The 22,497-nt window shown below is 68.5% G+C and carries 15 protein-coding genes; 6 read left to right on the forward strand and 9 right to left on the reverse strand.

The window, feature by feature from the left end:
• Nucleotides 1-616: 616 nt before the first annotated feature.
• The 4 genes from KTR66_RS08775 to KTR66_RS08790 all read right to left on the reverse strand — a co-directional run bounded on the left by KTR66_RS08775 (nucleotide 617) and on the right by KTR66_RS08790 (nucleotide 5,514).
• Nucleotides 617-1,912, reverse strand: a complete 1,296-nt coding sequence (locus KTR66_RS08775) for a site-specific integrase (RefSeq protein WP_213612201.1) — start codon at nucleotides 1,910-1,912, stop codon at nucleotides 617-619.
• A gap of 644 nt (nucleotides 1,913-2,556) precedes the next feature.
• On the reverse strand, nucleotides 2,557-3,270 hold the full coding sequence (locus tag KTR66_RS08780; protein WP_213612202.1) for a hypothetical protein: 714 nt from the start codon (nucleotides 3,268-3,270) through the stop codon (nucleotides 2,557-2,559).
• Complete coding sequence (locus KTR66_RS08785; RefSeq protein WP_213612203.1) at nucleotides 3,263-4,066, reverse strand: helix-turn-helix domain-containing protein; 804 nt, start codon at nucleotides 4,064-4,066, stop codon at nucleotides 3,263-3,265. Before KTR66_RS08785 ends, KTR66_RS08780 begins: the two co-directional genes overlap by 8 nt.
• Before the next feature lie 437 nt (nucleotides 4,067-4,503).
• Nucleotides 4,504-5,514 (reverse strand): hypothetical protein, encoded by a 1,011-nt coding sequence (locus KTR66_RS08790; protein WP_213612204.1) that lies wholly within the window; start codon nucleotides 5,512-5,514, stop codon nucleotides 4,504-4,506.
• 638 nt (nucleotides 5,515-6,152) lie between these two features.
• Here KTR66_RS08790 and KTR66_RS08795 point away from each other — a divergent pair.
• The 5 genes from KTR66_RS08795 (at nucleotide 6,153) to KTR66_RS25265 (ending at nucleotide 13,782) form a co-directional block, all read left to right on the forward strand.
• Entirely contained in the window at nucleotides 6,153-6,743 is a 591-nt protein-coding gene (locus tag KTR66_RS08795) for an HD domain-containing protein (RefSeq protein WP_213612205.1), read from the forward strand.
• An 83-nt stretch (nucleotides 6,744-6,826) separates the two neighbouring features.
• On the forward strand, nucleotides 6,827-8,404 hold the full coding sequence (locus KTR66_RS08800; protein ID WP_213612206.1) for a class I SAM-dependent DNA methyltransferase: 1,578 nt from the start codon (nucleotides 6,827-6,829) through the stop codon (nucleotides 8,402-8,404).
• Nucleotides 8,391-9,638, forward strand: coding sequence for a restriction endonuclease subunit S (locus KTR66_RS08805; RefSeq protein WP_213612207.1), 1,248 nt, complete (start codon nucleotides 8,391-8,393; stop codon nucleotides 9,636-9,638). Before KTR66_RS08800 ends, KTR66_RS08805 begins: the two co-directional genes overlap by 14 nt.
• Complete coding sequence (locus KTR66_RS08810; RefSeq protein WP_213612208.1) at nucleotides 9,635-10,666, forward strand: virulence RhuM family protein; 1,032 nt, start codon at nucleotides 9,635-9,637, stop codon at nucleotides 10,664-10,666. The genes KTR66_RS08805 and KTR66_RS08810 overlap by 4 nt, the downstream gene beginning before the upstream one ends.
• Nucleotides 10,663-13,782: a type I restriction endonuclease subunit R gene (locus tag KTR66_RS25265; RefSeq protein ID WP_371819064.1), complete on the forward strand. Its 3,120-nt coding sequence runs from the start codon at nucleotides 10,663-10,665 to the stop codon at nucleotides 13,780-13,782. Before KTR66_RS08810 ends, KTR66_RS25265 begins: the two co-directional genes overlap by 4 nt.
• Nucleotides 13,783-14,890: 1,108 nt before the next feature.
• On the opposite strand, the gene KTR66_RS08820 is transcribed toward KTR66_RS25265, so the two are convergent.
• Genes KTR66_RS08820 through hdhA form a run of 3 tightly spaced genes read right to left on the reverse strand, consistent with a single transcriptional unit; the run spans nucleotide 14,891 to nucleotide 18,191 of the window.
• Nucleotides 14,891-16,621 carry an alginate export family protein gene (locus KTR66_RS08820; protein WP_213612209.1) on the reverse strand — a complete coding sequence of 577 codons (1,731 nt, stop codon included), beginning with the start codon at nucleotides 16,619-16,621 and terminating at the stop codon, nucleotides 14,891-14,893.
• A complete protein-coding gene (locus KTR66_RS08825; protein WP_213612210.1) occupies nucleotides 16,618-17,412 on the reverse strand; it encodes an SDR family oxidoreductase in 795 nt (264 codons plus the stop codon). Before KTR66_RS08825 ends, KTR66_RS08820 begins: the two co-directional genes overlap by 4 nt.
• 17 nt (nucleotides 17,413-17,429) lie before the next feature.
• Nucleotides 17,430-18,191 carry a 7-alpha-hydroxysteroid dehydrogenase gene (gene hdhA / locus KTR66_RS08830; protein WP_213612211.1) on the reverse strand — a complete coding sequence of 254 codons (762 nt, stop codon included), beginning with the start codon at nucleotides 18,189-18,191 and terminating at the stop codon, nucleotides 17,430-17,432.
• Nucleotides 18,192-18,413: 222 nt separating this feature from the next.
• Here hdhA and KTR66_RS08835 point away from each other — a divergent pair, with 222 nt between their 5' ends.
• Complete coding sequence (locus KTR66_RS08835) at nucleotides 18,414-18,836, forward strand: helix-turn-helix domain-containing protein (protein WP_213612212.1); 423 nt, start codon at nucleotides 18,414-18,416, stop codon at nucleotides 18,834-18,836.
• Nucleotides 18,837-19,112: 276 nt separating this feature from the next.
• Here the strand turns inward: KTR66_RS08835 and KTR66_RS08840 are convergent, their stop codons facing one another.
• Both KTR66_RS08840 and KTR66_RS08845 read right to left on the reverse strand, forming a co-directional pair.
• Nucleotides 19,113-19,802, reverse strand: a complete 690-nt coding sequence (locus tag KTR66_RS08840) for a response regulator (protein WP_213612213.1) — start codon at nucleotides 19,800-19,802, stop codon at nucleotides 19,113-19,115.
• A complete protein-coding gene (locus tag KTR66_RS08845) occupies nucleotides 19,799-22,486 on the reverse strand; it encodes a sensor histidine kinase KdpD (protein ID WP_213612214.1) in 2,688 nt (895 codons plus the stop codon). Before KTR66_RS08845 ends, KTR66_RS08840 begins: the two co-directional genes overlap by 4 nt.
• Nucleotides 22,487-22,497 lie beyond the last annotated feature (11 nt).

Below are 22,497 nucleotides of genomic sequence, written 5' to 3' on the forward strand. Positions count from 1 at the left end.
GCCTGTTGGGGAATGCCGGCGATATCGGATGGGGCGAGCGCAGGATTCGCGGTTGGGGTAGTTGGCCCGCCAGTGGCGACAGCTTCCTGTTGGGTTGTGCGCAAGTGCTCCGGGAGGCCGCGTATTGCTTTCTGTGCCCATCGTTCAACCTCGCCCCAACGAACCTCAATGGCGCTGCGATGGCCGCCAATATTCATGACGGTTCCGTCCGTCCAATCGACCTTGGCTAGAACCCAATCGTGAACGGAGACGCGGCCGCCACGCTCTTCCATGCTCGCCGGAAATCGCCTTTTAGCAGGGTCAGCAGATGACGCGGGGATGCCCAGGAAGTCCCACCGGCTCCGCCTCATGTTCCAACCGGCAATGCGGTGTACCACCGCATGGCGTTCAACGGCGTATTGAAGCTGCCGGCAGATACTATCCAATCCCTCGCGGGGAAAATCGGGGCCTCCCAGGAGTTCGCGTAGCAGGTTCATAGCCTTTGGCAGAGACACCCAACTCGGAATGGCTTCGTTCATCTGATCGCGCCTCCCCCCAACGCATCGCAAAAAAGCGCGCGGGCCAGCAGTTTGCGGCCACCGTGACTCCTGGTACGCCCTGCCCCACCGAAGATGCCTCAGCCTGCCTGCCGGGAGCGGGCTTGGTCCAGGCTCACAATGTCAGCGGCGGGCGCGGCGCAGAACGCTCCCCAAGCTTGCATCAACGGCCGGCGACGCTCCAGCAGGTCAGAGCGCGCGTAGGCGGCTTCGACGCCACGGACGACATGTGCCAATGCGCGCTCGGCCACCTCTCGCCCCTCCGGGCGGGTCTCGCCGCACCAGTCGCGGAACGCGCTACGAAAGCCATGGGGGACGATCACCCGCCCCGCCAGGTCGCGCCAGCGAGGCGGTTCGTCCTCATCCAGCCCATCCGTCGCCATGCCGCGCACCAGCATCGTCAGCGCCATGTCGGACAAGGGATTATTCTGGGTGTTCGGAAAGATCACGTCTTTCGCGCGCGGCTTCTCGACAGTCGCCCTGTTCAGCACATCCATGGCAGCGTCGGACAGCGGTACGCGGTGCATCTCCCCCGCCTTCATGCGCGCCGCTGGCACCGTCCAGACGCGGGCCGCCATGTCGATTTCACCCCAGGTCGCACCCCGGACCTCCCCGGTGCGCGCTGCCGTGAGGATGGCAAACTCCAGCGCCAAGGCTGCCATGCCACGCCGCCCCCTCAACGCCACTAGGAACTCGGGGACCTGGGGCCAGGGGAGGGCGGGCTGACGCTGTACTGGGGCGAGCTTCGAGGGGTTGGGCAGCAACTCGGATAGATGCCCCCGCCAGCGGGCAGGATTCTCCCCCTGACGCCATTTCAGGGCATGAGCGTGGTCAAGGACAGTCTCGATCCTCCCTCGCAGCCTGGAGGCAGTCTCCGGTGTCTTGGCCCAGATGGGGCGCAGCACCCGCATCACGTCGTCACCTGCGACCTCGGACACGGGTAGCTCGCCCAGGATCGGCAAGGCGTGCTTCTCCAGCGTCGCCCGCCACTGCCACTTATGCTTTTCGTTCTTCCAGACACCCTCGCGCGAGGCGATAGCGGATTCCATGGCGGCCTTGAAGGTTCGATCTTTGCTGGCCGACTCGGTCGCCTGATGCACCTCGCGCTGCCGCTCACGGATTGGATCACGCCCCGCCTTGATGGACTGCCGGGCGGCGTCGGCAGCTTCTCGCGCGGCCTTGAGGGAAACGTCCGGGTAGCCACCCAATGACATGTCCCGCTGGCGCCCATGAAGGCGATAGCGCAGAACCCAGCCGGCCCGACCGTCAGCGCGGATATGCAAATGCAGCCCGCCCCCATCGGTGTGTCGCCCGACCGTATGGCGATCCTTTGCGGTGAGGGCTTCGACCGTCTTTGCTGTGAGCTTTCCGGCCATGTCCCAACAACCTCCACACGCTCCGCCGAAACGGTAGGGCGTTGGGTCCGTTCCCAACGTCGTTCCCAACATGGGTGATGGATTGGGGTGATGCAAGCTGAAACGGCGTGAAGCAGACTTTCTTTCAAGTAGCTGTTTAAAGGGATATTTATTGGCCTATCGTGACGTTCGGTGAGGCACCCTGAAGTATCGTTTCGGTGGACCTCAGCTCCACCACTTTTCAAGGATTTCCGCGGGTTTGAAGGGGAGTCATCCTGGCTACCCCCAGCCCTACCCCCAACCCCTTTCTGGCCGGCTGTTGCCCGCTCTACGTGGCGGCCTCGTGATGAAGACGGTCGCGATAGGGTCCGTCGCTGCGCGGGGTGCGCACGCGACGGGCGGCACACCTCCCCATCGCCCCCCAAGCTAAGCGGTGCCGCACCACTGCATGTCGCCATCGTCTCGGCTGGGCCCTCCACAGGTATGCCGCGGCTTCCCACAGCCCGGCACCGTTAGCTGACCCCTCGGGCGGCACGGAGACCATCGCGTACCCATGGCCGGTACTCCGCGGTGCCGTCTCATGCGCAGTGGGGGCCTTTAAGCCGGTGCAAACGGTCAAGGTACACCAGGGACAACGGCGACATCACGGGCGTGAAGGCAACGCATCAGCTCGCCTCTTCCCGTGCCAAGCGGTTCAGGGTCTGCGCGCTCGCATTTGCATCAGCCAGGGTGCGTAGACCCGCGTTCTGTCGATGGGCGGCCAGCTGGTCCGGGGTGAGTTGTACCCGCCTACGACGCGCAGCCTTGTCCTCGCGCTCGCGCTGGTCCAGTTGCGCTCGCATAGCTTCGACCGCGCGGCGGTTGGCTTCCGCGTGGGACGCGCGTTCGGCCGACGTCTCTCTACGTTCCTCGGGCGAGCCTCTGCTGGGCTCCACGAACATCATTCGCTGCAGGGCTGCGCGCTGGTGGCGCAGGGGCTGGGCCGCTGGCGTAACCAGCTCGGCGATTTCCGCGACGCTGGGCCAGAACCTGAAGGTCCGCGCAGCCTGGCGTTGCGTCTCCGGCGTCCAGCAGCAGCGCGGCAGATCGGTGAGGGCGTGGGCCATGGCCTGGACGCGCACCCTGAGGGCCCGACCCTCGGGTGCCTTGCTGACCATCGAGGCGAGGGGCGCGATCCACCGCACGATGGTCGCCGCATCGGTGGGGGCGAGGGCATCGCCCAGCTTGGCATGCGCCGCGCGGATCTCGGGCATCATCCAGCGGGGCGGTGCATCGGGCAGTGCATCTGGGTGCGGCGTCCCGAAGGTGACAATCGCCTCGGCCAGCGGCTGCGACAGCGTTAGCGGCTGGAGGGCGGGCAGGTTCGTTGCGTCAGCCACGGTCGACGTCTCCCTCGAAATCGAAACTGGGTGGTAGCGTGGGGCTGCAGCCCAAGGGGTCGCGCATGATGTCCGCGATCGTGTCGTGCAGTTCCTCGCGCTCCGGCGCGCTTGGCGCTCCATGGCGCGGGTCGTCCTGCCATCGGCCCTGGGCCAGCCATGTGCGCGGGTGCGGGATGAAGCGCATCTCGTCGGGCCAGCGCTGGCGCTTCAGCGCCTCGACGAGCTGGTAGGGAGTGGCTCCTCGCCTCAGGGCCGCCGCATAGGCCGTACGGGCTGCATCCTTCCCAACCTTCCGGGGGTAGAGCGCCCACCAGGACGCGAAGCCGTCGGCAGGCGCGACCGACTGCGGAGAGAGCGTAAGCTCTCTTGCTTCAAATGGGGGTTCTGAGGGTTCCGGGTGAACGTGGTTCGGGGTTGAGCGAACGACGTTCGGGGTCGATGGTGAACGTGGTTCGGGGTTATCGAAACAGGGAGCTTGGAGTTCACCCCGAATGGGGTTCGGGGTCTGCGTCGGTTCAACGGTGAACGACGTTCGGGGTTCGGCGAGCGTCAGAATGTATCGGTTGGACCTTCGGCCAGCCGATCTTTCGACCCTCAGGAGCCCTGCCTCGACCATCACGGGGATCGCCTTTTGGATGCCGCGGTCGCTGAGCCCGGTCGCATCAGCGAGCGCCGACATTGAGGGCCAGCACTGCGAGCGCTTATTTGCCATATCAGCCAACGCCCAGAGGATCAGCTTGTGCGTCGGTGGTGCCTTCAGCGCGCGGACCCAGCGGAGCGCCTTGATACTCATTCGACGCCCCCAAAGAGAACCCGCCGCCGCGCCCGACAAGCGCGGTAAGGGCGCTGCACGCTAGACCTTGCCGCGAAGCAGAGCCTGGAGGCTCTCCATCACCACAAGCCGCCGACCGCCAACGCGGACCGTCGCCAGAAGGCCGTCCTTGGCGCGGCGTCGGAGCGTCGAGACCGACAATCCGGACAACGCCGCCGCCCGAGGAAGGGTAGCGGTGATGGGCTGCCCGAGACGGAACTCGTCGCCCGCCTTCCAGGGCAACATCGGGTTCGTGGGGGGATGTGACATGGGCTGCTCCGGTTTGACGCACAGGCATGCGAAGCACTCCCGGGGCCTACCGGGTCGAATGAAAATCAACGACTTTCGTTTAACCCTGTGCCGCCGATTCAACGCTTTGGGCCTGAGGCATCGCCTCGCCAGGCACGAGAGGGAGAACGCTAGCTTTCAGTCTTTAGCTGTCGCAGCCCAAGCGACCTCAGCCGGTCCGCGGCCTCATGAAGCTCTCGCTCGATGTGCTTGAGCCGGGTATCGGCGGACCGACGGTACTCAACAGCCCATTCTTGTCTCGCGATGGCGCCCCGCTCATCATTCTCCCGGCGCTTTGCGGGTGTGAGATCCCCAGTCTTCTGCCACAGGCGAAGGGTGGGTGTATCTATTCCGCATGCATCGAGGACCATGCCTTCGATGCGCTTGCGCCGCTCGCCCATGGTCACCCACATCTCAACGGACCCGACGATAAACTGCTCTTCAGACAGACGCAGGTCTGACCTTGCCCCGCGTCTCCAAGTGAAGTCGTCCGACAGGATGCCATCGTCGAGTTTCCTGAGCCCGCGGCGAAGGCGCTCGGCCAAGCTGTCGGGCCATCCATGCGGTATCTCTCGCAACGCCATCATGACGGCACGGCGAAAGTCCGTCGGGCTTATCGACATCTCGTGCGGCAACGGGCGCTCTCCCGATAGCCACGAGAACCCTTGCAACAAGATGACTCGACCGGCCAAGTGCACCAGATACTCACCGATCCTCTCCGGCGTGGTGACGCCTCTCAGTCGCAAAGCGCACTCCAAGAGGATGTGGAGCTCAGCGCTGGAAAGGCTCTTCTGTCGCAACTGGGCCTCGGTCGGCACCGAGGCTTTCCGGCGTCTGGGCGTCTTGCCATCCACTTCGGCGGGATAGCGCGTCGAGAGCAACTCCAGGATGACATCAGCTGGTGTTCCCCCACGGACGGGAAGCGGAACATCGCTCATCCCGAGAGCTGCATAGACCGTGACGCGCTGTGGCAGCGGGAGTGTGTCGAGGTAGCGGCGCACCTCATCGGGCACAGGCTCGACAGCAAGAAACGCGTCGCGCGAGGTGGGCAAGGCTGCGGTCGTCGAAGGCTCGTCCTTGCGTGCCCGCCTTCGGCTGTCCGCTGCCGGCGTGGCGGCGGCCTTTTGCTGCTTCCCAAGCATCGCTGGTCCCGCATGCTTCACGATGAAGCAGCGTGACGCGCCCGGGAAGGAGGATCAACCGACCTTGCGAGCCACCCATCTATCAGCCGGCAGCGATACCCATACCGCGGCCGCCGGTCCGTCCATCGGACTTGTACCGTCGCGCAGCGCCGACGCCCCATGAGCAAAAGCGCGTTGAGCTACTGCCACACGAACGGCTATCGTTGCGACGGCGCCCGGTAAGCCCCCGCCGTTGATGGCGGTGTCCCCCGCGAGAGCGGAGGGTGGTGGTCCGGGTGCCACCCTAAATCGCCACGGGCTGGGGCAGGCCCCGCGATCGGGTAAGCCTCCCAGCCCCCATGAATCCCGCGCGATGCGGTACCCCCTGCGAAACTGCGGCTACCGCCTCCGCGAGCACTCGTTCGCAAGCGTCAAGGCTCTGACCCTCGGCAATAACGAGGGGGGTGAGAGCAACAGTTCCGTGCTGGGCGACGATTGCCTGGGGCACAAAGGTTGACCGGAAGCTGCCAGTGACGAGCCCAATTCGCAGCCCACTCGCAAGGGTATCCGCTGAAAGGACACCCCTGCCCTCTCGGTCTCGGCAGCGTCTAGACTTGTCTTAACTGGACGCTCGACCAACGCCTCCGCATACTATTCACATGAACGACGCACCCTCCCTGACCGCCACCGGCCAATGGGATGCCCTCGCCGAGGCCGCGGCGCTTGCCTTCCGCCTTCACGCAGACCAGCGGCGCAAAGGGACCTCGATCCCCTACCTCGCCCACCTCATGGCCGTGTCCGCCCTCGTGCTGGAGCATGGCGGGGACCAGGACCAGGCCGTGGCCGCCCTTCTTCACGATGCCATCGAGGATTGCGGCGCCGAGCATGAGGCGACCATCGCCGAGCGTTTCGGCCCCCGGGTCGCCGGCATCGTCCGCGCCTGTACCGACGCCGAGGTCATCCCCAAGCCGCCCTGGCGCGCCCGCAAGGAAGCTTACCTCGCGCATCTCGACCACACCGGCGCCGACGCGCTTCTGGTCTCGGCGTGCGACAAGCTGCACAACGCCCGCGCCATCGTCGAAGACCTCCGCGAGCATGGCCCGGCAATGATGTCCCGCTTCAACGCCGGCCGCGACGGCACCCTCTGGTACTACCGCTCCCTCGCCGATGCCTTCACCCGCCTCCTCCCCGGGCGGCTCGCGGGTGAGCTCTCCCGCGCGGTGGACGAGATGGAACGGCTGGCCGCGTAACGACCCGCGCGGCCGCGTCACCGGGCTTGAGGCCGCCCCAGGCCCGGCCCCATCATCGCGGCAACCAAGGATCACGCCCCATCATGCCGGACACCGCCCAAGGCGAGTTGCTGCCCGCCGACGAGCCGAAGAAGCGCGGCCGCAAAGCCGCCGCCAAACCCGCCCCGCCGCCCGAGAAGCTCGAAGTCACCCTGTTCAAGTCCGCCGACAAGCTGCGCGGCGCGATGGACCCAGCCGAGTACAAGCACGTCGCCCTCGGGCTGGTCTTCCTTCGCTACATCGACGCCGCCTTCCAGCAGGCCCGCGCCCAGATCACCGCCACGCCCCACGCCGACCCCGAGGATGTGGAGGAGTACCGCGCGCTCAACGCCTTCTGGGTGCCGCCGGAAGCGCGCTGGTCCACCCTCCAGGCCGCGGCGCGCGAACCCCGCATCGGCGAGGTGGTGGACGCCGCCATGCGCGCGCTGGAGGATGCGAACCCCGGCACGCTGCGCGGCGCGCTGCCGAAGGACTATGCCCGCCCCGCCCTGCCCAAGGCCGCCCTCGGCCAGCTGGTGGACCTCTTCACCAACCTGCCGCTGACGGGCGGCAAGGGCGACTTCGACGTGCTGGGCCGCGTGTACGAGTACTTCCTCGGCGGCTTTGCCGGGAAGGAAGGCAAGCGCGGCGGCGACTTCTACACCCCGCCCAGCGTCGTCCGCCTGATGGTCGAGATCCTCCAGCCGCGCTCGGGCCGCGTGTACGACCCCTGTTGCGGCACCGGCGGCTTCTTCGTGCAGTCCGAGACCTTCCTCGAAGCCCATCAGGGCCGCGTGGGGGATATCGCCGTCTATGGGCAGGAGCGGAACCACACCACCTGGCGCCTGGCGCGGATGAACCTCGCCATCCGCGGCATCAGCGCGGAGATCGCCTGGAACGAGGGCGGCACGCTGGCGCGCGACGCCCTGCCCGATTTGCGCGCCGACACGGTGCTGGCCAACCCGCCCTTCAACATCAGCGACTGGGACGGCGCGGCGCTCGCCACCGATCCGCGCTGGCGCTTCGGCACGCCGCCGGTGGGGAACGCCAATTACGCCTGGCTCCAGCATTGCTGGCACCACCTCGCCCCCAATGGCCGGGCCGGCGTGGTGCTGGCCAATGGCTCGCTCTCTTCGAGCCAGGGCGGGGAGGATGCGATCCGCCGCGCGATGGTGGAGGCCGGCGTGGTGGAGGGCATCGTCGCCCTGCCCGCCCAGATGTTCTATGGCACCGGCATCCCGGCCTGCCTCTGGTTCCTGCGCCGCGCGCCGGATGCGCGGCGGCAGGTGCTCTTCGTGGATGCCCGCAATCTTGGCTTCATGGAGACCAGCACCTTTCGTACCTTCACCGCGGAAGAAATCGCTCGCGTGGCGGAAACCTTCACGGCGTGGCGGCAGGGTGAGGGATACACGGATGTCCCGGGCTTCTGCGCGTCTGTGGATGGCGAGACGATCCAGCAACACGGCTTCGTGCTGACTCCTGGGCGGTATGTCGGCTCGGCAACAACGACTGAGGAAGGGTTGCCCTTTTCGCAGCACTTTGCCGACCTTACCTCGCAACTCGACCGTCAGTTTGCGGATAGCAGGCGCCTAGAGGCGCTCATCCGCGCGAGCCTCTCCGCCATCGCCCATGACCGCGGGTAAGTGGCGCCGAACGACGCTGGGGGACTTTGTTCGGCTCCAGCGAGGACACGATCTGCCGGCCGATGCGCGTCGGCCAGGCACTATCCCTGTATTTGGTTCCGCCGGCCCGAATGGATGTCATGATACAGCTCTCGCCAAGGGGCCGGGCGTTGCGATCGGCCGCAGCGGAGTAGGGTCGGCGGGAGTCGTATCCTTTTCGCCGACTGACTTCTGGCCTCACAACACGGTTCTCTATGTGACCGATTTCCTCGGGAACAATGAGAGGTTCGCTTACTACTTGTTGAGGACCCTTGATCTCCGTCGTTTCGACTCTGGCAGCGCCCAGGCATCCATCAATCGAAACTTCCTCTATCCCATCCCCATAGAGGTCCCCGGCAGAGAGGAGCAGGATCGCATCGCGACCCTCCTCGGCGCTCTGGACGACAAGATCGCCCTCCATGCGAAGATGAACGCGACGCTGGAGGCGATGGCGCGGGCGGTGTTCGAGGACTGGTTCATCCGCTTCGGCCCGGTGCGCACCAAGGCCGAAGGCCGCGCCCCGCCCGGCCTCGCCCCCGACCTCGCCGCCCTCTTCCCCGACCGCCTCACCGAAACGGCGGATGGCGAGGTGCCGGGAGGGTGGCGCTGTTCCACGGTTGGGGAGGAGGTCGAATGCGTGGGCGGGTCCACGCCTTCCACCGATGCCGCGCATCTGTGGCACCCCGGGGAACACGCTTGGACCACACCGAAGGATCTCGCGCAGCGCCCCGAGCCCTTCCTTCTCACCACCAGCCGCAAGATCAGCGCGGCCGGCCTGGCGGGTATCTCCTCGGGCCTCCTCCCTGTCGGCAGCGTGCTGTTGTCTTCGCGCGCCCCCATCGGATACCGAGCCATCACCGCCATCCCCGTGGCCATCAACCAGGGCTACATCGGCTTGCGTTGCACCAGCGCGATTGGGCCAGAGTTCGTCTATCTCTGGCTCGGCGCCAACATGGATGGCATCCACGCCCGCGCGAACGGGTCCACATTCATGGAGATCAGCAAGGCGAGCTTCCGCCCCATCCCGATGCTCGTTCCTCCCCAAGGAATCATGGAAGGCTTCGTCTCTCTGGTGCGGCCCATGTTTGACCGCATCCGCACCAACCAGGAAGAAACCCGGACCCTCACCGAGCTCCGCGACCTGCTGCTCCCCCGCCTCATCTCCGGCCAACTTCGCCTACGGGGGGCCGAACATGCCCTGGAGGCCGTGCTGTGACCGACGCCCAAGGCGAACTCATCCTGTACCGGACGGAAGATGGGGCAACGGCCATCCATCTTCGCGCGGTGGATGGCACGGTCTGGCTCACCCAAGCCGAGATCGCCACGCTCTTCGACACCACCCCCCAGAACATCACCCTCCATATCCGCAACATCGGCCTGGAGGGGGAATTGGACCCGGCGGCAACTTGTAAGGAACTCTTACAAGTTCGCGTCGAGGGTGGGCGCGAGGTGCGCCGTGCCATGCGGCTCTATGCCCTCCCGATGATCCTGGCCATTGGCTATCGCGTACGTAGCCCGCGCGGCACCGAATTCCGCCAATGGGCGACGACGACACTGGCCGAGTATCTCCGCAAGGGCTTCGTGATGGACGATGCCCGGCTGAAGGAACCCGGCGGCCTCGACTATTTCGATGAACTGCTTGCCCGCATCCGGGACATCCGCGCGTCGGAAAAGCGATTCTACCAGAAGGTACGCGACCTCTTCGCGGCCACCAGCGCCGACTACGATGGCAGTACGGCGACGGCAAAGACCTTCTTCGCGACCATCCAGAACAAGCTGGTCTTCGCCGTCACCGGCCGCACCGCGGCCGAGTTGATCCTGGACCGCGCCGACCCCTCCAAGCCCAACATGGCCCTCACCAGCCATGCTGGCGCCAGGGTCCGAAAGGCGGACGTTACCGTCTCGAAGAACTACCTCGCGGCCGATGAGCTGACACAGCTGAACCGCCTCACGACGATGTTCCTGGACTTCGCCGAAGAGCGGGCCAGCCGCCGCCAGGTCACCCACATGGCGGACTGGATCAAACAGACGGACCGCTTTCTCACCTTCAATGAGCGGGAGGTGCTACAAGGCCCAGGGCGGGTCTCGCATGAGCGGATGGAAGCCATCGTTCACGAGCGCTTCGCCCAGTTCGATGAGGCTCGCCGCAAGGAAGAGGCCGCCCAGGCGGAAGCCGAAGCCATCGAGGAGATCGGCCGCATCGCCCAGCAGGGACGTGGCCGACGCCGCAAGGCCGACCCGTGAGCATCAGCGAGGCGGAACTGGAAGCCGGGCTGCTTGGCCTCCTCTGGGAGCAAGGCATCCCGCACCTCCCCGGTTCGGCCACCGCGCCGGATGCGCCCCTCGCCCTCCGGGCCGCCTGGCATGAGGCGGTGTTGCGCCCCCGCCTCCTCGCCGCCATCGCCCGCCTCAACCCGCATCTGCCGCCCCTCGCCCAGCGGGAAGCCGCCCAGCGCATCACCGATATCGTCTTCGCCGGGGACTTGCCGGCCGAGAACCGCCGCATTCATGAGGCCCTGGTCAATGGCCTGACCCTGGAATGGGAGGAAGGCGGCGAGGCTCGCGCCGGCCAGGTGCAGCTGGTGGATTGGGGCGATGCCGGGGCGGCGGTGAATGACTGGCTCGCCGTCAGCCAGTTCGAGATCGTGGGCCAGGAAGCCCGGCGCGCCGATGTGGTCCTGTTCCTCAACGGCATGCCGGTGGTGCTGGTCGAGCTGAAGTCCCCCTCGGCCGCCAATGCCGGCCTCACCGAAGCCTTCCAGCAGATCGAGACCTATCGCGCCCAGGTGCCGGAGCTGTTCCGCTGCCACGCCTTCTCGGTCATCTCGGATGGCTTCACGGCGCGCTATGGCAGCATGACGGCGGGGCTGGACCGCTTCCAACGCTGGCCGACGCTGGACGGCTCCACCCTGCCCAAGGGCGCCGCGAAAGAGGGGCTAGAGACGCTGGCCCGCGGCCTGTTGCGCCCCGAGGTGATGCTGCCGCTCATCCGCCGCTTCACCGTCTATGAGGCGGCGCGGCATGGGCTCATCAAGAAGGTGGCGTCCTACCGGCAGTTCTACGCGGGGCTGAAGGGGCGCGAGCAGGTGGCGCGCGCCGCGGCGGGCGATGGCCGCGCCGGCGTGGTGTGGCACACCACCGGCAGCGGCAAGTCCCTGCTGATGGCCTTCCTCGCCGGGCTTTGCATCCATGACCCGAGGCTGGCCAACCCGACCGTGCTGGTGCTGACGGACCGCGCGGACCTCGACGAGCAGCTCTGGTCCACCTTCGCGCAATCCTCCGCGCTTCTCGGCGGGCAGGCGCCGGAACGTGCGGAAACCCGGGCCGAGTTGCGCCGCCTCCTCTCGCGCCAGGCGGGCGGCGTGGTCTTCAGCACCATGCAGAAATTCGCCCCCGAGCCGGGCGAGGACCGCTTCCCGCAGTTGAGCGACCGCCGGAACATCGTGGTGCTGGTGGATGAGGCGCACCGCACCCAATACGGCTTCGCCGCCCGCGTCACCGCGAAGGGCGAGGTGGTGTACGGCTACGCCCACCATCTTCGGCAGGCCCTGCCCCACGCCGCCTTCGTCGGCTTCACCGGCACGCCGGTTTCCATGGGCGCGCGCGACACGGTGGAGGTCTTCGGCGAGGTCTTCGACAGCTACAACATCGCCGCCGCCATCGAGGATGGCGCCACGGTGCCGATCTACTACGAAGCCCGCGTCGCGCGGCTGGCGCTGGACGAGGCATCGCAAGAGAAGCTCGACGCCGGCTACGCGGAAATCACCGAAGACACGGAGGAAAGCGAGGCCGAGGCCGCCAAGCGCCGCTGGTCCCGCATGGAGGCCCTGGTCGGTGCCGACCGGCGGCTGGACCGCCTCGCCGAGGACTTGCTGGCGCATCTGGACGAGCGGCTCGCCGGGCAGGACGGCAAGGCCATGATGGTGTGCATGAGCCGGCGCATCTGCGTGGACCTGCACGCGCGCATCGCCCGACTTCGGCCTGATTGGGTGACGGGGGATGACGCGACGGGCGCCGTGAAGGTGGTGATGACCGGCAGCGCGGCGGACCCGCTGGACTTCCAGCCCCATATCCGCCCGCGCCGCCGCCTGGAGGAGTTGGCCGAGCGTGTCCGGAACCCGGCCGACCCGCTGAAGCTCGTCATCGTGCAGAGCATGTGGCTCACCGGCTTTGACGCGCCGCCGCTGCACACGCTGTACATCGACAAGCCGATGCGCGGGCACACCCTGATCCAGGCCATCGCGCGGGTGAACCGCGTCTTTGGCAGCAAGCCGGGCGGCCTGGTGGTGGACTATATCGGCCTCGCGGCCGACCTGAAGGCGGCCCTCTCCCATTATGCCGAGGGCGACCGCCAGCACGCCGGGCTGGACCGCAGCGAGGCGGTGGCGGCCTTCCTGGAGCGGCTCGACGTGCTGCGGGCCATGTTCCACGGCTTCGACATCAGCGCCTTCTTCACCGCGCCCAGCGGCATGGCCCGGCTGGCGGTGCTGGCCTCGGCCGTGGACTTCGTGTTGCGGCTGGAGGGCGAAGGCGAGGACCGGCTGGCGGCCGGGCGGCGGCGCTTCCTGGATGCGGTGGCGGGGCTGGTCGCGGCGTTCCGGCTTTCCGTCACCAGCGCGGAAGCCCAGGCCGCGAAGGAGGAAGTCGCCTTCTTCGTCTCCACGCGCACCGCGCTGTTGAAGATCATCGAGGCGCCCTCGCGCCAGGGGCGTGGCGCCGAGGATATGGACCTCGCGCTGCGCCAGCTCGTGAACGGGGCGGTGGCCTCGACCGAGGTGATGGACATCCTGGCGGCTTCTGGCGTCGGCAAGACGGATATCTCCGTCCTGTCCGAGGAGTTCCTCTTGGGCCTTCGCGGCATCGAGCGCCAGGACCTCGCGGCCGAGGCATTGCGGAAGCTGTTGAACGACGAGATCGCGGCGCGGACGCGGACGAACATCGTCCAGCAGCGCAGCTTCAGCGCCCGCCTGGTGGAGGCGATGACGCGCTACCACAACCGGGCGGTGGATGCGGTGCAGGTCATCGAGGAGCTGATCGCCATCGCCCGCGCCCTTCGGGAACAGCCCGAGGACGGCCTGAGCCGGCAGGAAGCGGCCTTCTATGACGCGCTCGCCGAGAACGAGAGCGCCGCCGAGGTCATGAAGAACGAGGACCTTCGGGTGCTGGCGGCCGAGCTGGTGCGGGCGGTGCGGGCGAATGCAAGGGTGGACTGGTGGAAGCGCGACGACGCCCGCGCGGCCATCCGCGTGCAGGTGAAGCGGCTTCTCCGCAAGTACGGCTACCCGCCCGACCTCCAGGACGCGGCGGTTCGGCAGGTGGTGAAACAGGCCGAGCTGCTGGCCGCTGAGATGGCGAGGTAGCGGGAAGGCGAACGGGCCGCTCCGCCCGCCGGCGGTCGTATACCGGCTTCCGGCCCTGCGCACATGCTGCGCGCGAAGCGCGCGCGAAAGTCTGAGACTCGCCGTGATACTGTGAGACACCCGCCTATTTTCAGCGGCTTGGAACACGCGAGAGTCTCACCACAGGCCCCTCCAGTCTCACGCTGCCCCCTGCCAGGCGAGACCGCCCCGCCCCTCGAACTCGAACGACCGATGGGTCGCAACTAACCTCCTCCTCGCCCGACCTCGCTGGCCTATCGCGGCCTTTGATGAAGCTGGGCACACTGACCTCCCGCTGGAACTTTCGGGGCGGATGCTCCATCCAGCTGTTCGGCAATTTCCCCCGGACATTCGGCTTTGCGACCGTAACCGTTACCGGGCTTGTTCACAGCGTAGCCAGGAGACCAAAGGTGGCACGAGGACGACGAAGAGGAGCGAAGGGTGACTGGCTCTTTGGGCCGCCCCGCGTCCAGTTGTGGCGCCCGCGCCTGCCGGTAACCTTCCTCGATAAGAAGTGGCTGGCGAAGCCGGCAAACCCCCAGGGTGCCTCTCACAAGGGCATCCCCTGGGGTGGGTTTTGCCGTGACTGCCCCCACTACGGCCAGGTGCAGCACGATAACTGGATGCGGCGCGGCTACTGCCGCCTCCTGAACCTCGGCGAGTGGCACGGGCCAAGCATGGGGCTTCTATCGGATGGCTTGAAGCGATGCTGGATTCGGGAGGCCGACGGTCCCGAGAAGGTGAGGCGACCGCGTTTTGCCGAACGCGAGCGGGCACACGTCCGGTATGGTGGCGAAGGGGTCTGGGCGCGGGGCTTACGGCAGGGAGCGCGCCACCTGCGCCTCCCATAGGAAAACAACACTCAGACCGGCAGCCTGGCCAACGCCTCGTTACCATCGATGTTGGTTAGGCGGAGGTCCAGCAACACACATGCGGGGGGGCGCGCAGCGGGTAGGCGCTGGCTCTCGCGCGCGGTCTCGGCCCACAGCTGCGCATAGCCCAGCGTCTCCAGCGCAGGGCCGAAGAGGGCAGGCGACGGCGATCACCGCGGTGGCTGCTTCGCGGCACCATCACCAATCCGCCTCGTAGCTCAGAATGTCCAGAACAACTGCGCCTGGAGCGTGGTCCAGTTGGTGGCTCCCCCGCCCGCGGCGCGTATCGCGTCGCCGGGCTGGGCGAGGCCGGCGACGCCGAGGAAGTAGAGCTTTTCGTTGAGCGGCATGCGCAGCACCGCCTGCCATTCCTGCCCGAGATCGCGTGAGCTGAGCTGCGCGAGGCGCGGATTTGCGCCGAGGTTGTTCAGCTCCATCGCGCGGTTCAGATACCAGTCGAGCGTGAGGTTTGTGCCCTCGCGCGGGCTGACATTGAGCCGGACCCGGTGCACCGCGCGGTTAGACTGAGTCAGCAGCTTGCCCATGGTGATGCCCTGGAGCCATTCGTCGAGGCCGCCGGAATAGAGCGTGTCGAAACGCTCGTAGCGCGTGGTGCCGGGATTGTCGCCGCTGAAGGCGGCGTAGCGGTAGGACAGGCTCGGTTGCCAGGGCAGGTCGCGCGCCAGGAACCCCACCTGCCCATAGCCACCCCAGGCCGACATCGGGAAATTCGTGTTGGACTGATGCGCCAGCGCGCCCTCGACCCAGAGTCCCGGCAGCACCGCCGGGTCCGCCCACCGGCCGCGCGCGGCGAGCGTCACCAGCCCCTCGCGCCCGCCAGGGGAGAGGCCGTTCGGCACCGCATAGCCGGTGTTGGATTGCGGCACGTAGATGATGTTTGCCGCCGCATGGCTGTGCGCGTCGAAGTTCCAGCGCAGGCTGCCGCCCAGCATCTGCGTGCGGGAGAGGATGTCCTCCGTCCGGTTGGGCTCCAGCCAGAAGCCATGGAACACCCAGTTGCCGGCGCGGGCCGTCACCAGCCCTGCGAGGTCGGCCGCGGTGCGGGGCGAGAGATAGACGCCGGGCAGCCAGCCCGCATTCAGCCGCTGCGTGAAACGCGCGATGAGGAAGCCGTCCTCCAGCGTGAAGGGCTGCTTGCCGAAGGAGGCGTTCACGCGCAGGTCGTTCTCGGTGGGCGCGTAGATCACGCCGGCATAGGCGCGGTTGAGTTCGTTGGTGGACCGGGTGTCATCGCGGAAGATGTCGCGCCCGGCGGTAATGGCGCCAAGGCCGCTGACGGCGCCGTAGAGGTAGAAGGAGCTGTCCCGCAGCTGCGCCGCGCCGCCGATGCCGTATTCCGCATAAGCCTCGCCCCAGCCCGTCCGCGCGCCCGTGCCCGCGCCCAGGGGCGGGTTCAGCACGAGCGGGCTGCCGCGCGTGAAGACCGCCGGCCGGCCGAACCAGGGGCTGCCATCGCTGAAGGCGCCCAGGCCGCCATTGGCGATGAAGGTGACGAGGCTGCGCTCATCCCGCCAGATGGTCGGGAAGGCGCGGATGCCTTGCGCGGCGAGGATGCCGGACGGCCCGGCCGCACCGGGGGCGAGGCGCAGGACGATGGTCAGGCTGCGTCCGCCGCCTTCGACGCGATAGGTGGCGCCGCCCTGGCCCGGCAGCGCGCGCACCCGGCCCAGCGCCGCCTCGGCCAGGATCGCCTCGAACCCGGCGCCGGGTGCCAAGCCGAAGGCGCGGCGCGCGGCGGCCTCGGTCGCGGCCGCCACGGGCGCACCATCGGCACCTTCGACCCGCACGGCCGCGATGGTCGAGCCCTCCGCCAGCGCCGGCAGGTCCGCCGTGCCGGGGCCGCCCAGGCCCGTGGCATTGCCCCCCATCTGCGCCCGCGCGGGCGTGGCCAGTGCCAGCAGCGCGAGGAGGAGAAGCGCCCGCCTCAATGCCCGAAGAGGCGCACCACGCTGCCGCCGCCATGCACGTTGATGGTCTGCCCGCTGATCCAGCCGCCGGCGGGCGAGGCGAGCCAGAGCATGGCGTTCGCCACATCCTCGGGCGTGCCCGGGCGGCCGGTCAGCGTGTCGGGGTGCATCATGCGCTCCTGCGTCGCGGCATCGATGCCGGCCGAGGCATAGCCCGCGGTGATGACGGTGCCGATCAACACGGAATTCACGCGCACCTTCTTGGCCAGCGCATGCGCCAGGCTCACCATCATCTGGTTCAGCGCCGCCTTGGCCGTGGCATAGGCCAGGATGTCATAGGCCGGCACGGCGGAGGAGAAGCTGCCGGAATTGATCACCGCCGGGTTCTTCGCCTGCAACAAATGCGGCACGCAGGCGGCTGTCATCCGATAGGCGCTGATGGTGTTCAGCTTGTAGCTGTCCAGCATCTGCGCCTCGGTCACCGCCAGCGGGTCGGGGTTCACGCCACCCCAGCCGACGTTGTTGACCAGCGTGGAGAGGCCGCCGAAGGCCGCCACAGTGGCGGCAACCAGGGCCTGGATCTCGGCCTCCCGCGTCACGTCGCAGGCCATGCCGCGCACGTCCCGGCCGGTCTCCGCGGCGATGTTGGCGGCGGTAGCGGCGGCCTTCGCGCCGTCGAGGTCGGCGATCATCACGCGCGCACCCGCGCCAGCGAAGGCGCGGGCGATGCCGGCACCGATGTTCTGCGCGCCCCCGGTGACGATGGCGGCGTGGCCGTCCATGCGGAAGGCGGCAAGCGAATCATAGGCCATGATGGGTGTCTCCTCTTTCAGTCCAGTTCCTGCACGCCACCGCCGCTGACGGTGAGCACCTGGCCGCTGACCCAGGTGGCAAGCGGAGAGCAAAGGAAGAGCGCCGCGTTTGCGATGTCCTCCGCCGCACCCAGGCGGCCGAGCGGCGTGTGCTTCAGCATCGCGGCCTCGATCTCGGGCGTCAGCACGCTGGCCAGCGCCTGCGTCTTGATGGCGCCCGGGGCGATGGCATTCACGCGGATGCCCATGGGGCCGAGGTCGAAGGCGATGTTGCGCGTGAGGTGGTTCGCAGCCGCCTTGGAGGAGGCGTAGGAGGCCATGCGCTTGTTGGTGTTCTCACCCGCCATGGAGGAGATGTTCACGATGGCGCCGCCGCCGACGGCCTGCATGTGCGGCGCGGCCAGCTGGCAGAGGCGGAAGACCGAGTAGACATTGAGGCGATAGGCCCATTCGAAATCGGCCATGGGCATGTCGAAGGGCTTGGGCCCGCCGCCGCCGGCATTGTTCACCAGGATGTCGAGCCGCCCGAAGCGCGTGACAGCCGCCTGCACCAGGGCCGATAGCGCCGCCTCTTCCGTCACGTCGCAGGCCAGGCCCAGGGCTTCGCCGCCCGCGTTGCGGATGCCGGCCGCCGTCGCCTCTGCGGTCGCCGCGTCACGGTCGCTGACGATGACGCGCGCTCCCGCGCGCGCCAGCGTCTCAGCTGAGGCGCGGCCGATGCCAGCTCCCGCCCCGGTGACAATGGCGACTTGGCCGGCCAAGCTGATCTCGACGGTCATTTTCTTGTCTCTCCCCGTGACAGCGACCGGCTTGCCGCCTGGATGACAGGGCCGCAAGAATGAGGGTGCCCATTTTGGGCACATCCGAGGGAAGCCCGCAAGACGCGACGTACCGCCCCTGCCCGAGAGGCTCCCCCGTCACCGGAGGAAGAGTTCCGGCGCGCCTATGCCGAGCGTTTCGCCGAATACCACCTCGCCTGGTCGGTCTTCTTCGTGGGGCACATGGCCGATCTGCGGGCCCATTTCAGTGACCTTGAGGATGCGCTGCTGCTGGCGGCTTTTGGCCTCGGCCCGCTGGCGGAGAAGCTGCGGGGGGCGCGCAGCTCAGGCGATGCCGGGGCGCTGACATACAATGGCCGCCCCACAGGCCCAGGCTGGACAAATGCGCAGCGATTGGCCGAGGTCACCGGGATCCCACGCGAGACGGTGCGCCGGAAGTTGGAGGGATTTCGCCGCCGCGGGTGGGTTGAGCAGGACGAGGACCGTTCCTGGCGGATTGCCGTCCTGCCCGACGGAAGAGCGCCCTTGGCCGCGGACATGAAGGCTGCGAACGCCCAGTTCGTCGCACGGCTGGCGCGGTTGATGGCGGAGTTCCAGCGCATCGAGGCTGCAGCCTTAGGAGAAGCCGGAGCGCCAGGGCGATAAACGAACGGGTTTGGCGCGGCTCTCGTACCTTCTTCTTCGAAGTGCCATCCAAGCCCGACTTCAATAGCGGGGGCATCGGATGTTCCTGGGGCCTGATCCGGCGAGGCACCAGTCGGGTCGATCGGGTCGTGGCCGCGCCCTAAGCGACCAACAGCAAATCAAGCTGTCTGCGCGTCCCCGCATCTCGAAATCCGTCTCCAGGCCATAGGCTTAGGGACCCTTTGTGATCCGGATCTCCCGAGAATACGGCGGGAGCATCCCACCCTGCTGCCGCGTTCACCCGTCTGCCTCCAACAGGCGGTAGCCCACCCCCGGCTCCGTTCGCAGGAGCCTCGCGGCTGGGCCAAGCTTTGCACGAAGCTGTCCCACATAGACCCGCAGGTACTGACTGTCCTCGACATGCGCTGGCCCCCAGATCTCGCCCAGCAGGCGGCGCTGGGTGACGACACGGCCAAGATTGCGCGCAAGCGCGGCGAGCAACTCCCATTCCCGAGGCGTGAGGGCCATTTCCTGCCCCAAGACACGTGCGCGCCGTCGTTCCAGATCCACCTCCAACGGGCCGGCCGTGACCAGCGGTACCGGCGCCTCCACCAGCAAGGCCCGTCGCGTCGCCGCCCGGAGCCGGGCCAGCAGTTCGGCCAGGCCGAAGGGTTTCTCGACATAGTCATCGGCACCGGCATCCAGGGCCGCCACCTTCTCCGCCTCGCGGTCGCGCGCGCTCACCACGATGACCGGCACCTGGCTGAAGGCGCGCAATCGCGCCAGCGCCTCCTTGCCGTCCATGTCGGGCAGGCCGAGGTCGAGCAGCACACAGGCCGGGCCGCGCGCGGCGGCCAGACGCAGCCCTTCGCGGGCCGTCTCGGCCCGCAGCGGTGCATAGCCCGCCGCTTCCAGCGCCGGGCCGAGGAAGCGATGGATCTGCGGTTCGTCATCCACCACCAGGACGGAAAGGGGGGCCACCGTCATGCGGGGAAGCGCAGCGTGATGCGCGTGCCGCGTCCGGCGGCGATGGGGCTCTCGGCCGTGATGCGCCCCCCCATCGCCGCCACCAGCCCGCGGCAGATGGAGAGTCCGAGACCGGAGCCGGCCGCGATGCTGTCCGCGCGGGCGGCGCGAAAGAAGGGGTCAAAGATGCGCGGCAGATCCTCGGGCGGGATCCCAGGGCCGTCATCCTCCACGCGCAACATCACCTCCGCTCCCTCGCGCACCGCTGAAAGGCGCACCCCGCCCGTCGGCGCCGAATACTTCAACGCATTGTCCAGCACGTTCTCCAGCACCCGGTCCAGCAGCGCCGGATCAAGCCGTGGGTGCGGCAGACCCGCGCGCAGGTCACGCTGAATCTCCCGCTCGGGATACGTCAGCGCGGCACGCTCGGCCGCCGCTTGCATCGCCTCGGCCAGATCCACCGGCTCGCGGCGAGGCGTCACCTGGCCGGTCTCCAGTCGCACAATGTCGAGGATGGCGGACATCCAGCGCGCGAGGCGCGTGGCTTCTTCCTCGATGCTGGAGAGGAGATCGGCGCGGGTGGCCTCGTTCAAGGCAGGGCCCGCGCTGCGCAGCGTCTCGGCGGCCCCGCGGATGGTGGTGAGCGGCGTCCGCAAATCATGCCCCAGGCTGGTCAGCAGCGCGGTGCGCAGCGCCTCCGTCTGGCCGCGCGCACGGGCATTCGCGGCAATGTCGGCGAGGCGCGCGCGCTCCAGCGCCACGGCGGCCTGGTCCAGCAGGGCTTCGAGGGCGCGGTCGGCCTCGGGGTCCGGCACTTCGGCTCCGGGGCGCAGGCCGAGCAGGCCGAGTGTGACGACTTCACCCTCGCGCAGGGCCGTCAGTGGCAGGAAGCGCCAGGCGCTGGTCGGCAGGGTCGCGGTTCCGCGCCCGGCGGGGCGGCCACGGGCCAGGGCCCAGCGCGCGGCGGCCATGGCGCCGTCATCGGGCGCCGCATCGGCCGGGTACGCGGCGCGCGGCACGGGCTCGGCCGGCAGGGCTGCCTCGCGCGCGAATTGCCCGGGCAGGCTCGCTTCCAACGCCTCGTCCAGCGGCAGCAGCAGGCAGGCGGGGCCGCCGGCGATGCGCGCCGCTTCCTCCACAACCGCCATTTGCAGCTCCGGCATCGAGGCTTGGGCGTTCAGCCGGCGCGAGAGCGCGGTCAGGCGCCGCAAGGCGGCCAGGCGCAGCGCGGCCGAACGCACATTCCGGCCAAGCCGGCCAGTGGTTCCGGCCAGCAGGGCGGCCACCGCGCCGAACACCACCGCGCCCAGCACATCCTGGGCGGAGGCGATGGTCAGCGTGTAGCGCGGCGGCAGAAAAAGAAAGTTCCAGGCGAGAAAGGCCAACACCGCGCCGGCTCCCGCTTGGAGCGGCCCCACCGTGGCGGCGATGGCGACGATGGCGGCGAGATAGACCATGCCGAAGGCGGCGTCTGGGACCATGCCATCCAGCAGGGCGCAGGCCAGCGTCGCGCCGCCCACCAGCAGCGGCACCACAAGCCAGGCGGTCCAGCCCGGCCAGGCGCGGGGCGGCGCTGGGGCGCGCGCGGCGGCCGGGCTCGGCACCACATGCAGCGTGAATTCCGGCGCCTGGCGGGCGAGCGAGGCAATCAGCCGGCGCCCCAGCATGCGCCGCCACCAGACCGGCGCGCCGCGGCCGAGGATGATGTGGGTGGCACGACGCGCGCGCGCATGGGCGATGATGGCGGCGGGCAGGTCGGTCGCCGTCGTCACCTCGGTCTCGGCGCCCAGCTGCTGCGCGAGGGCGATGCCGGGGCCGGGATCTTCGGCCTGGCCCGGCTGCTCCACATGCAGGGCCAGCAGGGGCGCGTGCAGCGCATCGGCCAAGCGTCGGGCCTGGTGCAGCACCGGTTCGGCCGCGGCGCCGCCGGGAATGAGCGCGAGCACGCGATCCCCCACCGGCCAGGGGCCAGCCACCGCGTTGCGCCGCATCCAGGAGGTGACGTCGGCATCCACGCGGTCGGCCGTGCGGCGGAGCGCCAGTTCGCGCAACGCCGCCAGGGCGCCCTCCTTGAAGAAGCCGCGCAGCGCGCGCTCCGCCTGTTCGGGACGATAGATCTTGCCGGCACGCATGCGTTCGAGGAGCTCGGCGGGCGGGATGTCCACCAGCTCCACGGCATCGGCGCCCTTCAGCACAGCATCGGGCACCGTCTCGGCCACGCGCACCCCGGTGACGCGCGCCACGGCCTCGGCACTGCTCTCCAGGTGCTGAACGTTCATCGTGGTCCAGACCTCGATGCCGCCGTCGCGCAGCTCCTCCACATCCTGCCATCTCTTGGCGTGGCGGCTGCCGGGCGCGTTGCTGTGCGCGAGCTCGTCCAGCAGCAGGATGGCGGGGCGGCGTGCGAGAGCGGCGTCGAGGTCAAATTCGTGCAGGACCCGGCCGCGATAGGCGATGGCCTTGAGCGGCTGGCGGGGCAGGGGGGCGATGGCGGCCTCGGTCTCGGCGCGGCCATGGGTTTCGACCAGACCGATCACCACGTCGCGCCCCGCGGCCAGAAGGCGGCGGCCCTCGATGAGCATCTCCATGGTCTTGCCGACGCCGGGGGCGGCGCCGAGGAAGACCTTGAGCCGGCCGCGCCCCTCCCGCGCGGCGAGTTCCGCGAGGGCGTCGGGGTCAGGGCGTGCGGGCTCAGCCTGGCTCATCACGGGCGAGG

It is taken from the genome of Roseococcus sp. SDR (assembly GCF_019083995.1).
Lineage (GTDB): Bacteria > Pseudomonadota > Alphaproteobacteria > Acetobacterales > Acetobacteraceae > Roseococcus.